At 49.9% G+C, this 12634-nt stretch carries 12 protein-coding genes; 4 read left to right on the forward strand and 8 right to left on the reverse strand.

Annotation, left to right across the window (positions count from 1 at the left end; genetic code table 11):
• The 3 genes from lapB to yciH all read left to right on the forward strand — a co-directional run bounded on the left by lapB (window position 1) and on the right by yciH (window position 2425).
• A complete protein-coding gene (gene lapB / locus OGX99_RS19290; RefSeq protein ID WP_151219362.1) occupies window positions 1-1170 on the forward strand; it encodes a lipopolysaccharide assembly protein LapB in 1170 nt (389 codons plus the stop codon).
• 190 nt (window positions 1171-1360) lie between these two features.
• Window positions 1361-2098, forward strand: coding sequence for an orotidine-5'-phosphate decarboxylase (gene pyrF / locus OGX99_RS19295; protein ID WP_151219361.1), 738 nt, complete (start codon window positions 1361-1363; stop codon window positions 2096-2098).
• Window positions 2099-2425 carry a stress response translation initiation inhibitor YciH gene (gene yciH, locus OGX99_RS19300; RefSeq protein WP_151219360.1) on the forward strand — a complete coding sequence of 109 codons (327 nt, stop codon included), beginning with the start codon at window positions 2099-2101 and terminating at the stop codon, window positions 2423-2425.
• Between the two features lie 107 nt (window positions 2426-2532).
• Here yciH and osmB read toward each other — a convergent pair whose 3' ends face one another.
• The 7 genes from osmB to fabI all read right to left on the reverse strand — a co-directional run bounded on the left by osmB (window position 2533) and on the right by fabI (window position 10647).
• Window positions 2533-2751 carry an osmotically-inducible lipoprotein OsmB gene (osmB, locus tag OGX99_RS19305; protein WP_003020583.1) on the reverse strand — a complete coding sequence of 73 codons (219 nt, stop codon included), beginning with the start codon at window positions 2749-2751 and terminating at the stop codon, window positions 2533-2535.
• Between the two features lie 267 nt (window positions 2752-3018).
• Window positions 3019-3771, reverse strand: a complete 753-nt coding sequence (yciT, locus tag OGX99_RS19310; RefSeq protein WP_151219359.1) for a DNA-binding transcriptional regulator YciT — start codon at window positions 3769-3771, stop codon at window positions 3019-3021.
• 95 nt (window positions 3772-3866) lie between these two features.
• Window positions 3867-4049 carry a YciZ family protein gene (locus OGX99_RS19315; protein WP_151219358.1) on the reverse strand — a complete coding sequence of 61 codons (183 nt, stop codon included), beginning with the start codon at window positions 4047-4049 and terminating at the stop codon, window positions 3867-3869.
• A 182-nt stretch (window positions 4050-4231) separates the two neighbouring features.
• Window positions 4232-6223: a cyclic di-GMP phosphodiesterase gene (pdeR, locus tag OGX99_RS19320; protein WP_187252344.1), complete on the reverse strand. Its 1992-nt coding sequence runs from the start codon at window positions 6221-6223 to the stop codon at window positions 4232-4234.
• Between the two features lie 266 nt (window positions 6224-6489).
• Window positions 6490-8424 (reverse strand): exoribonuclease II, encoded by a 1935-nt coding sequence (locus tag OGX99_RS19325; RefSeq protein WP_252838827.1) that lies wholly within the window; start codon window positions 8422-8424, stop codon window positions 6490-6492.
• 89 nt (window positions 8425-8513) lie between these two features.
• On the reverse strand, window positions 8514-9659 hold the full coding sequence (locus tag OGX99_RS19330; RefSeq protein ID WP_151219356.1) for a carboxymuconolactone decarboxylase family protein: 1146 nt from the start codon (window positions 9657-9659) through the stop codon (window positions 8514-8516).
• Between the two features lie 199 nt (window positions 9660-9858).
• Window positions 9859-10647: an enoyl-ACP reductase FabI gene (fabI, locus tag OGX99_RS19335; protein ID WP_187252345.1), complete on the reverse strand. Its 789-nt coding sequence runs from the start codon at window positions 10645-10647 to the stop codon at window positions 9859-9861.
• Between the two features lie 449 nt (window positions 10648-11096).
• On the opposite strand from fabI, the gene OGX99_RS19340 reads away from it, so the two are divergent.
• The gene (locus tag OGX99_RS19340) at window positions 11097-11786 is read left to right on the forward strand and encodes an EAL domain-containing protein (protein WP_286544724.1); all 690 of its coding nucleotides are present in this window, start codon (window positions 11097-11099) and stop codon (window positions 11784-11786) included.
• Between the two features lie 40 nt (window positions 11787-11826).
• On the opposite strand, the gene sapF is transcribed toward OGX99_RS19340, so the two are convergent.
• Entirely contained in the window at window positions 11827-12633 is an 807-nt protein-coding gene (gene sapF, locus OGX99_RS19345) for a peptide ABC transporter ATP-binding protein SapF (protein WP_151219354.1), read from the reverse strand.
• Between the last annotated feature and the right edge of the window lies 1 nt (window position 12634).

Below are 12634 nucleotides of genomic sequence, written 5' to 3' on the forward strand. Positions count from 1 at the left end.
ATGTTGGAGTTGTTGTTTCTGCTTTTACCTGTAGCCGCTGCCTATGGGTGGTATATGGGTCGCAGAAGTGCGCAACAAACCCGGCAGGATGAAGCTAACCGTCTCTCCCGCGACTATGTCGCTGGGGTTAACTTCCTTCTGAGCAACCAACAAGATAAAGCGGTGGATTTGTTCCTCGATATGCTAAAAGAGGATACAGGCACCGTTGAGGCTCATCTCACCCTCGGAAACCTGTTCCGCTCTCGCGGTGAAGTCGATCGTGCAATCCGCATCCATCAAACGCTGATGGAAAGTGCCTCACTGACCTACGAGCAGCGTTTGCTGGCCGTACAGCAGTTGGGGCGCGACTACATGGCCGCGGGTCTGTACGACCGAGCTGAAGACATGTTCAATCAGCTTACCGATGAAACAGACTTTCGCGTTGGCGCATTGCAGCAACTACTGCAAATTTATCAGGCAACCAGCGAATGGCAAAAAGCCATTGATGTGGCGGAACGTCTGGTGAAGCTTGGTAAAGATAAGCAGCGCATTGAGATAGCGCATTTTTACTGCGAACTGGCCTTACAGCAAATGGGTAACGACGATATGGATCGTGCCATGACGTTGTTGAAAAAAGGGGCCGCGGCAGACAAAAACAGTGCACGGGTATCCATCATGATGGGCCGCGTGTATATGGTGAAAGGCGATTACGCCAAGGCGGTTGAAAGCCTGCAGCGGGTGATTTCCCAGGATAAAGAGCTGGTCAGCGAAACGCTGGAAATGCTACAAAGCTGCTACCAGCATCTGGGGAAAAACGATGAGTGGGCAGAGTTCTTACGTCGGGCCGTTGAGGAGAATACTGGCGCCGCTGCTGAGTTAATGTTGGCCGATATCCTTGAAGCACGTGAAGGGACTGATACCGCACAGGTTTACATCACGCGTCAGCTTCAACGCCATCCTACAATGCGCGTGTTCCACAAGCTGATGGATTATCATCTCAACGAAGCAGAAGAAGGGCGTGCCAAAGAGAGCCTGATGGTTTTGCGTGATATGGTTGGGGAGCAGGTGCGCAGCAAACCACGCTACCGCTGTCAGAAATGCGGATTTACTGCATATACGCTGTACTGGCACTGCCCGTCTTGCCGTTCATGGTCAACCATTAAGCCTATTCGCGGACTTGATGGGCTGTAGTTTTTAAAAAAACCTCACTTTAGTTACAACATACTAATTGAGGTATGATCGAGCCATCCTCAACCTCCGCTGCCTATTCGCCTGGCAGAAATGTAATCGCGCCTGTTAATTTTCTATTACCGCAGGTAGAATGCACGCCGTTTACCCATTTTGCGCCACTGCCGGCGCCCATCTTCAAGAAGGTCTGGTCATGACGTTTACTGCTTCATCTTCTTCTCGTGCTGTTACTGATTCTCCTGTCGTTGTCGCTCTCGATTATGCTAATCGTGATAAAGCATTAGCTTTTGTCGACAGAATTGATCCTCGTGATTGCCGTTTGAAAGTGGGCAAAGAGATGTTCACGCTTTTTGGACCTCAGCTGGTCCGCGATCTTCAGCAGCGTGGTTTTGACGTCTTTCTTGATTTGAAATTCCATGATATTCCCAATACCACCGCCCATGCGGTTGCAGCTGCGGCCGATCTTGGTGTGTGGATGGTTAACGTTCATGCCTCTGGTGGGGCGCGTATGATGACTGCAGCCCGTGAAGCTTTAGCGCCGTTTGGTAAGGATGCGCCGCTGCTAATTGCGGTGACGGTTCTGACCAGTATGGAAGCCAGCGATCTTGCCGACCTTGGCGTGACGTTGTCACCTGCCGAGCATGCTGAAAGACTGGCTCGTCTCACTCAAAACTGTGGCCTGGATGGGGTCGTATGCTCAGCGCAAGAAGCGGTGCGATTCAAGCAGGCCTTTGGTCAGGCATTTAAGCTGGTGACGCCGGGAATTCGTCCTGAAGGTAGCGAGGCGGGCGATCAGCGCCGTATTATGACGCCAGAACAGGCGCAGTTAGCCGGTGTGGATTACATGGTGATTGGTCGTCCGGTCACGCAGTCGGTCGACCCAGCTCAGACGCTGAAGACGATCAATGCCTCCCTGAAACGAGGTGTATAAATGAATGATTCAAACTCTCGCCTGGTCTACTCAACCGATTCCGGGCGTATTGATGAACCGAAAACGGCGCCTGAGCGTCCAAAAGGCGATGGCATTGTGCGTATCCAACGTCAGACCAGTGGGCGCAAAGGCAAGGGGGTGTGTTTGATCACCGGTGTTGATCAAGATGATGCCGAACTGGCCAAATTAGCGGCGGAACTGAAGAAAAAGTGTGGTTGCGGCGGAGCAGTAAAGGATGGCGTGATTGAGATACAGGGTGATAAACGCGACCTGATTAAATCGCTGCTGGAAGCCAAAGGAATGAAAGTTAAGCTGGCAGGCGGTTAATAAAAAAAGCCACGGTATTGATCCGTGGCTTTTTAAGAATAACGATTTTAATCGTAATGACCTGAAAAAAGTAAACGTATTATTATACCGAGCCAGTCAACCGTAGATTATTTACCCACCTGGTGGCCAATAATACCACCTACTGCAGCACCACCCAGCGTACCAAGCGTGCTACCGTCAGTCAGGACTGCACCACCTATTGCACCTGCACCAGCACCGATTGCGGTGTTACGATCGCGTTTGGACCAGTTAGAGCAGGCGCTCAGCGACATTGCCAGAGTAATCGCCAGAATGGCAGCGGTCATTTTTTTGCTCGTTACTAACATAATACTTTCTCCTGAATTATTGATTCACGGAATCCTGTGTTCTTTAAGAATAGCGCTAAATTAAGACTATCGAAGATATTTCCGTGAAACCGTTTAGCGAAGGCATACAAACACTATCCTGAAGTTGGATGTTCGTTCCTGTTATATCGCTAACATTAATTTTACGACTTTATCCTGTTAACGACAGGTAAAAAGTCTTAATTGGACTGTCAGATAACTCTCAGAGAGCAGATGATTTGCCTGTCAACAAACCATCTGCTGAAGATATTATGAGTGGGTATCAATGATATTGACGGTTAACCCTGAATGCTCGAGCTGCATTTGTACGCTGGCACTAAGTCCAGAGTCCGTCACTACGCGACTGAATCGCTCTAACGGACCCAGCGTGTAAGGGTGAATGGCTTCGAATTTTGAGCTGTCGGTAAGTACAATAACTTCTGCTCCTTTTTCCAGCACCGCGTTAACCACGTCAGAACGCATCATGTCGCGTCCGGTAAAACCGGTATCAGCTTGCCAGCCATCGATGCCGATAAAGGCCTTGCTGAAGTGTACCTGCTGGATAAACTGGCGTGTTAAGGGACCGACCATACTCTCGCTTTTTTTCTGATAAATGCCACCGAGAAGAATCACTTCGCAAGGCGTTTCTTTGAGCAAATGAGCAATGTAGCTGCTCACAGTAATGATGGTGACATCTTTTTGCTCTGCCAACGTTCTGGCCAGAAGGGCATTGCTGCTGCCGTTCTCAATAAATACGGATTCACCAGGGCTGACCAGCGATGCGGCGAATTCAGCCAGTTCACGCTTCAGGGTGAAATTGGTCATCATGCGCGTTTCAACGTCATCGCTGTTCAGTGAAACAGCAAAACCATGCGCTCGGCGTAAATAACTCTGTTTTTCCAGCGTGTTCAGATCCTGTCGAATCGTCACTTCTGAAACTCCGGTGATTTTTGCCAGATCGGCGACGCTCATCTGACCTTTATCTGTCACCATCTGCAAAATAGATTGTTGTCGGGAATTCATAGTATTAATTTTATTGCGATATCGTATAGGAATTTAAACGGAAACTGCATTACCTGCAGTTCGCTGATAGCAGCGACATCAAAAGAACAATGTCATCAGATCTCCCACGGAGCCTTATGCTTTTTCGCCAAAGATTCGGCATCTTCTTTGATCGTGTTTAACAGCTCAGTCTTAAGAATTTCAAGATTGTGGATGGCTGAGTGGTAATCACCTGCAACGAGGATATCCAGCACGGTATCAATACGTTCGGCCAGACGCTGAGCGTCGATATCAGACATGGTTGTCATCCTAATGGCAATAGAGTTTGAATTTCATGATGCAGAATTTCATGGCAAAAGAGAAGGGAAAAATAGTATTAAGCAGAACGATTGAAGAATATTATATATTCTGTGATTACATGCAGATAGGTTCCTCATCTCATATCCACTTATGATTATTCACTACGTGTAACCTCTCTGCATTAGCGCATTTTTTTATTCAGATGTCGTCGATACCAACGCTCAAATGCGGCGGCCGGCATTGGTTTGGCGAATAAAAAACCCTGACGCTCATTGACGCCATTTTTGGTCAGAAACGCATCCTCTTTCGCGCTTTCCACACCTTCAGCAATCACCTGTAGGTTGAGCGCCTGTGCGACCGCAACAATGGCCCGTACCAGCGATTGTGAAATCGATTGTTTGTGTACATCTCTGACAAAGGTTTGATCCAGTTTTATTGCATCAAGCGGGAAGCGAGCCAGTTGGGACAGCGACGAATAACCGGTACCAAAATCATCTAAATGGATTTGCGCACCTAACTGGCTAAACTGCTGAATCACGGACAGCGCCAGTTGCTCATTTTCAATCAAACTGCTTTCTGTTAACTCAACATCGATAGGGCAATACTCAAAATCAAGTTCGTGAAGTACTTGCTTAAGCGCGGTAAAAAGCGTCTGGTCGGCGAGCTGTCTGGCAGAAACGTTTACCGCCACACGTAGGTTTATGCCCTTGGCGCGCCATTTCGCGACCTGGCGCACAACATCGAGAATAACCCAACGACCCAGCGGGACGATAAGCCCCGATTCTTCGGCATAGGAGATAAATTCCAGCGGTGGAATGAGGCCGCGTTCCGGAGATTGCCAGCGAACCAGAGCCTCAAGGCTACGTACTTCGCCGCGCCAGGTTATCTTTGGCTGATAGTGGATAACCAGTTGATCGTTTTCCAGTGCCTTACGCAGATTGGTATCCAGCCACAGATATTCAAATACCCGCTGATTCATTTCCGGGGAGAAGACACAAAACTGCCCGCGACCGCCTTCTTTCGCAGTGTACATGGCAGTATCCGCGTTACGAATAACGCTCTCGCAGTCCTGACCATGCTGTGGTGCGAGGGAAATACCAATAGAGCATCCGGTATAGATTTCAATCAGGCCGATGCGAAAGGGTTGACGCAGGCGTGTCAGAATACGCGACGCGGTGGCTTCCAGTGAACCCTGGGATGTTTCGGTGGCAAGGACAATGAACTCATCACCGCCAAATCGTGCCAGTAACTGGTTTTCGCCAAGGCAACTGAGGATTGCCAGCGATACGCTTTGCAATAGCTGATCGCCAAACATATGCCCGTAGGCATCGTTTACCTTTTTGAAGTTATCCAGATCGAGGTACACAATCCCGACCTGCATTTCGCCCGCGTTCTCAATCGCATTGCTGATCAGATCATGAATAGCGTTGCGATTGGGTAATCCAGTGATCGAGTCAGTATTCGCCAACAACCGCAAACGCTCCTGGGCGCGGCGTTCTTCAGTGATATCGGTCCCGGAACAGATCAGAAATATTTCGTTCTTTCCGCTACCGTTATGCACAAATTTATTACGAAATAAAAACAGACGCTGTCCTTTACAGGTCTTCACCCAGCGTTCAACTTCATACGAGTTACCTTCGCGAAAAAAGACCTCGATATTGCGTCGTGACGCGGCCGCTTCACGTCGACTCATAAATAATGTGAATACACTTTGGCCAATGACTTCACGTTCTTTGAGTCCGGTATACTCTTCGCAGAGTCGATTAAACCGCTGAATGTTGCCCATGCGATCAAGAATGACAATGACTGAATTGGCTTCAGAAACCACCTGTTCGGCAAAAGAGAGGCCGTGAGCCAGATCACGGGCGACGGAAGGGGTGTCATCCCAGGCGGATGCGCTACCGGCCCATTCACGCTTATTGATTTTTCGGCCGACCAGATGCACGGGAATGTTGTCATCTTCAATTGGTAACGTCATTAATAAACTTGATGTAATTACCGTCATCTCGCGAATGCGATCGGCTTGTTCCGGGGATAATTCGATGGTCTGATCGGCCTCTGACGTTTCTTCGACAGAGAAATGCAGGATGTTGCAATCCTCTGACAAACGCCAGTAAGGGTTATTAGTGCCCACATAGCTATACAACGTAATCAGCTCCCGGACGTCTTTCATGATGTGTACTATCCCGTTTAAAGCGCATAGAGCCTCAAAAGTATGGGTAGCCATGATTCATTCAGGGTGATTATGGCTGAACGTATTGTTTTTTTTATATATTTATGTGTAATCCAGAATCCGTAAAAAGCAAAGCCAACGGAACTGAAAATAGTAAAAAAATTAAAATTAGCCGAATGAAAGAAGTGTAGTGCGTGGTGGAAATTTGGGCGAAAAAAAGAAAACGACCTTTCACACAATGAGAAAGGTCGATGGTTTGATGTGTGTTATACCGCTGGGCGCGCAATAACGCTGCGGGTTTCCATCCGTACTTCAGCGATAGTTACGTCAATCACATCCGTGACTTTGTAAACAACTTCACCTTTAATTTGCACGGTGCCGCTTTCCTGGCTGCATACCAGTTCGTCACGAACGGCGTGCAGGAACGGGGCTGGAATAAATGCAACAGCGCCATTATCAACTAAGCGCACGCGCATGCCACCGCGGCTGACGTCAATGATCTCAGCCGCAAAGTGGGTGTCGGTACCGGCTTTGTCACTCAGGAAACGGGCGTATAACCAGTCTCCCACATCACGCTCAGCCATTCGGTTCAGGCGACGACGTTCCGCCATTTGCACGGTGGTATCATCCTGAGGGCGGGCGATGGATTCGCCTTTGATGACGGCCTTGAGCAGACGGTGGTTGATCATGTCGCCATACTTACGAATCGGAGAGGTCCAGGTGGCGTAAGCCTCCAGACCCAGTCCAAAGTGCGGACCTGGCTCGATACTTATTTCAGCGTAAGACTGGAAGCGGCGAATGCGGCTGTCGAGGAAACCGGAAGGCTGTGCATCAAGTTCGCGACGCAGTTTGCAGAAACCTTCCAGCGTCAGAACTTCCTCAGCATCCACGTGCATACCATGGGTTTTCAGCAGCGCAGCCAGCGCGTCGGCGTTCGCAGGATCGAATCCCATATGGACGTTATAAATCCCGAAGCCCAACTTGTCGCGAAGTACTCGGGCGGCGCAAATGTTTGCCGCAATCATGGACTCTTCCACAATACGGTTAGCGATGCGGCGCGGCTCAGCGACGATGTCCAGCACTTCGCCTTTTTCACCCAGAACGAAACGATAATCCGGGCGATCTTTAAATACCAGCGCATGGTTATGACGCCATTCACCGCGGCTGAGGCAAATACGATGCAGCAGGCGAATTTGCTCAGCAATCGCCTCATTTTCAGGCTGCCAGTTACCCGCGCCCTCCAGCCAGTCGGAGACGTTGTCGTAGACCAGCTTCGCTTTCGATTCAATCATTGCGGCGAAGAAGATGATGTTGTCTTCAATCGCGCCATCTTCGGCGATGGTCATACGACAGGCCAGAACCGGACGCACTTCATTTGCACGCAGAGAACACAAATCGTCAGACAGTTCACGCGGCAGCATTGGGATATTGAACCCTGGCAGATAGTTAGTAAACGCGCGAACTTTTGCCGTTTTGTCCAGCTTGCTGTCTTCAGCAATCCATGCTGTAGGGTCAGCAATGGCGACGGTTAACTGCAGTTTGCCGTCGGCCAGTTCTTCAGCATATAGCGCATCATCCATATCTTCGGTGCTGGCGCTGTCGATGGTAACAAAGTTGAGGGCGGTTAAGTCCTGGCGTACCAAACCCTCATCCAGCATCTCAGTTGCCACACCGTCAGGTGCTTCTTTTTCAAGATTATGACGTGCCAGCGTCACCCACCACGGAACAAAGTGGTCATCAGCAAACGTGATAAATTGGGTTAGCTCGGCATAGAAGGTGCGATCGCCTTTCAGCGGGTGGCGGCGCATTTCAGCGACGGCCCAGTCACCTTCTTTAAATTCATGCTCAACACCGCGGGCGGCACGGCAAGGGATAGCATCTTTCAGTAACGGATGATCCGGCACGATGGCGAGACGGTCATTTTTGCCCTGAACTTTACCCACGAAGCGCGTCAGGAAGGGTTCAATCAGTTCTTCCGGCTCGGCAGATTCACGATCTTTTTCGGTATGGATAACGGCAACAATGCGGTCGCCATGCATCACTTTTTTCATCTGCGGCGGCGGAATGAAATAGCTTTTTTGTGCATCGACTTCGAGGAAGCCAAAGCCTTTTTCCGTGGCTTTTACCACCCCTTCAGCACGTGGCGTCTGGGAATGCAGTTGCTGTTTAAGCTGCGCTAGCAGCGGGTTGTCCTGAAGCATAATTGTCTATTTTCGTGGCTAAAAGAGCGGCTGACAGTTTTACGCGATTCTATCAGTTGCGGCAAGCGCTCTTTCAGTAAGTGGATCGGTTAACAAGTCTCGCCCAGCGCGATTTTCAAGCGATTCAACCATCCGCACAATCCGCTCCAGGTGAGCAGGTTAATAGCCTGCTCCGAAGAGAGCCCCTGATCGAACAAAGGCGTTAACAATGCGGCGCTAAAGCGGTCGGGCGCTCGTGTCAACCATTGTACAGCTTGCAGGGTGGCGCGCTCAACCGGATGTCGTTGTTCCCAACGCTGTAATTCACGTTCATCCAGGCGAAGCAGGGCGATAACGTCGACTAATTCATTTGCTGTATGCGCCTGCTCGTTAAAGCAGGCCACGCTGCCGTTAATTCGTGACGTCATCAGCGCCGCCAGTGAAAATGCCTGTACTGATACAGCGCTGCGCCGGGCACTGGAAATCAACGTCGTGAGTAAATCCAAAATGACCGGTGCATGTATCAGTAATGGCACCAAGGCTTGCAGCTCATCCGGATACGCTCTGGCAGTGTTCTCATCATGGGGGAGGTATTTTTCGATCGGGAATGGTGCAGCATGCCAGGTTGTGTTTGTGGCGCTGAAGGATGAAGCCTGAGCGAACTGCTGTATATCCAGCCCTGGTATTCGCCGTAGCGGATGACCAGACCAGGCCTGAAACAGGGCCACGGTTCGGGCCTGAAAACCGACGAAGCCGATGATTTGATTCATCAGAATATTATCGCTGGTGGTCAGTCCGACCGCCTCCAGATGCTGACGGTCGCGTTCGTCTATCACGGCAGGAGAGCTGGCAAGTTGGCGAGCATATTGGGTGATTTGCGCCAGTCGATGGTTACTTTCCCGCGAGGAGTCCGGACCAGGAAGCGGTGTTAAACGCGCAGCATAGTGATTACATAATCGCTGGACGCCATACACCTGAGCGACGGTCAGGGCTGTACTCATCCGTTCATAGGCGCTGAACGTATGCATCTGATTCAGGTTTTCATGAGCCGGGAAGAGCGTCAGGGCAAGTTTACGGGCAGGGGTTAACCAGGATTCAAAGGGCGAAAGAGCGTCATCAGGTAATGCCAGATCCAGTAAAAAGCTGTCGTCGACATGAGCGGCTTCCGGCACCAGCGGCAGAACTTTTTGCGGATACGTGCTGGATTGCGTCTCATGATACCAGTGGCTTTTACCTTCAATTCGGCGTTGTTCCATGGGCGTTCCTTGGTCTAAAAGTGGCGACCCGGACTCGTCGTCATACTACTACGCCGGATCGTTTGCGCTGCAATATCCTGACGTAAGCGGATGAGGGGATAAAAGATTGTTACGTGATAATAAATATCAGAAAGGCATATGTGGTGGCTGACAGAGGAGAGTCATGGGCGGCACAAAACCGCCCATCGAGATCTTAGGCTTATTTAAGTTCCAGCTCGTTCATTGCGGCGATACTGAAGCCACCGTCAACGTGAACTACTTCACCAGAGATACCGGCAGCGAGATCGGAGCACAGAAATGCTGCGGAGTTGCCCACATCTTCAATGGTAACGGTGCGGCGAATCGGCGTAACCGCTTCACAGTGCGCCAGCATTTTACGAAAATCTTTAATGCCAGAAGCGGCGAGTGTACGGATTGGACCTGCGGAAATGGCGTTCACTCGCACGCCTTCAGGCCCCATCGCGTTGGCCATATAACGCACGTTCGCTTCCAGAGAGGCTTTCGCCAGACCCATCACGTTGTAGTTAGGGATGGCACGCTCTGCGCCCAGATAGGATAGGGTCAGCAGCGCAGAACCCGGATTCAGCATGGAACGGCAGGCTTTTGCCATCGCCACAAAGCTGTAAGCGCTGATGTCATGAGCAATTTTAAAACCCTCTCGGGTGACTGCATTCACATAGTCGCCATCCAGTTGGTCAGCAGGCGCGAAGCCAATGGAATGAACGAAACCGTCGAATTTAGGCCAGGCTTTGCTCAGCTCAGCAAACATTGCGTCAATACTGGCGTCTTCCGCCACATCACACTGCAGTGTGATACTGGAACCCAGTTGAGCTGCAAATTCTTCCACGCGGCCTTTCAGTTTGTCGTTCTGCCAGGTGAAAGCGAGTTCTGCGCCTTCGCGATGCATTGCCTGGGCGATTCCCCAGGCAATGGACAATTTGCTGGCAAGACCTGTTATCAGAATGCGCTTACCGGAAAGAAAACCCATAGTTTAATCCTTATGGCGATTGTTTATCTTTTATTAATCAATAAGTCATCATTGGAATTGCGTGAACGTCCTGCATTGGTCTGAAGTTATCTCCACCCCTGTCTCTTATTGAATGGTAATCAGTCCTGAGTGACCTTCCGCTCTCCAATACAGGCGTGGAGTATACCACTCTGGCCGGGGTCTGCCTCATCCAACCCACGATCCAACGGAGTAGTTGAGAAAGAATAAAATGCATCGATACACAGGTATTAAAAGACAATCTGTCTTCACTAGCTTATGATTTTACTTATGGCAATACTGGAACATTCTTAAAATACATAAACGTATAATATTCAGTAAGTTATTATATATTGCTTTTATCGATCAATATTGATTCATTGATCGATATTATTGATTGATTGTGATTAAAAGTGCATTATCAGGACGTTATGATCAATTGGAGTGGTCTTATGCACTATCATTTCATCGCGGAACCAATGAGAGACACCACTGATACGTTACTGGGTGTAGAGATGAGCGCCCGGTTTGTTTCAGATACGGTTCTACCGTTATATCCAGAGCTCATCATTTCAGCGTGGAATAGCGAACAAAAGCGTAATTTCATGCTCGAGCAAATTCGATTAATTGCTGAAAAGCGTGATTGGTTTGAGAACCACAACCTTTTCTGTACCCTAAACCTCATTGAAGAAATGGCGCTGCTGGCGATTGGCGACCCGATCATCAAATCAGCACTACGTGCAATGCCTTTTATTGCACTCGAACTTTCAGAACGTTTCCTGACGAATACCCTGTGCCTGAATGATCTGCTGATTAATTCGCTTTGCGGTGGCCCAAACGCCTTATGGCTGGGCGATCTTGGATCCGGCAGCGTTGGAGCCAGTCCACTGGTTTGCGGCCAGTTTGACGTTGTGAAACTGGATCGTGGGTTTTTCCTGGAACAGGTTGAAAAACCGATGTTCCCGGTGTTGATTAAAAACATCCGTGAATACTGCAACCGTATTGCGGTAGAGGGTGTGGAAACAGCACGTCTTATCGACGAGGCAGGCGCTGCGGGCGTATGGGTGATGCAGGGAACCCTTTTCCCTTCGGTTGCGTTTACTGACGTTGATACACTGCTCTTACCCAGTCTTTACCACTGATTGCAAATTGGCCCTCCGGTTGAGGAGGGCTGCAATTTTGCTAGCGATCTTTTCGCCAGGCATCAGCGGTAAGCGCTTCGCCGAAATGACCGGCAATCAGGCGGCGGGTAAGTTCGTGCAGCGGGGAGGCCAGAACATCCGCTGTACTGCCGCGTTCAACCACTTCGCCCTGGTGCATGACCAATACCTGATCGCTGATATGTTTCATCATGCCGATGTGTTGGGTTACATAGATATACGATATTCCCTGTTTTTCCTGTAATTCCAGCATCAGGTTGATGAGCTGTGAACGCATCGACATGTCCAGAGAGGCCAGGGCTTCGTCAGCGATAATGACTTTTGGACGCAAAATGAGCGCACGAGCAAGGCCCAGACGCTGTTTTTGCCCTGGGGCTAGCATATGCGGGTAGTAGCTTACGTGATCGGGCAGTAGCCCAACCATGCGCATGGTTTCAACGATCTGCTTACGGCGCTGTTCAGGTTCAAGGTCGGTATTCAGACGTAGCGGGAAATCGAGGATTTGCGAGATACGCTGCCGTGGATTGAGCGACGTTGACGGATCCTGGAAAATCATACGGATACGCTGGCTGCGGAATGAATAATCGCCATATTTTAACGGGTGATCGTCAATCAGTAGCTCACCGCTGGTGGGCTCAATCATACCTGCCAGCATCTTTGCCAGCGTGGACTTGCCGGAACCATTTTCACCAATGATGGCAAGCGTCTGGCGCTCGCGTAGAGTGAAGCTTAGTGGCTTAACGGCCTCAACGGTCTGGCGGCGGAATAAGCCCGTCCGGTAGCGAAAGGTTTTGCTCAGATTACGCACTTCGAGCAGGGTTTCTACCATC

Source organism: Citrobacter sp. Cu096 (assembly GCF_030332285.1).
GTDB lineage: Bacteria > Pseudomonadota > Gammaproteobacteria > Enterobacterales > Enterobacteriaceae > Citrobacter > Citrobacter meridianamericanus.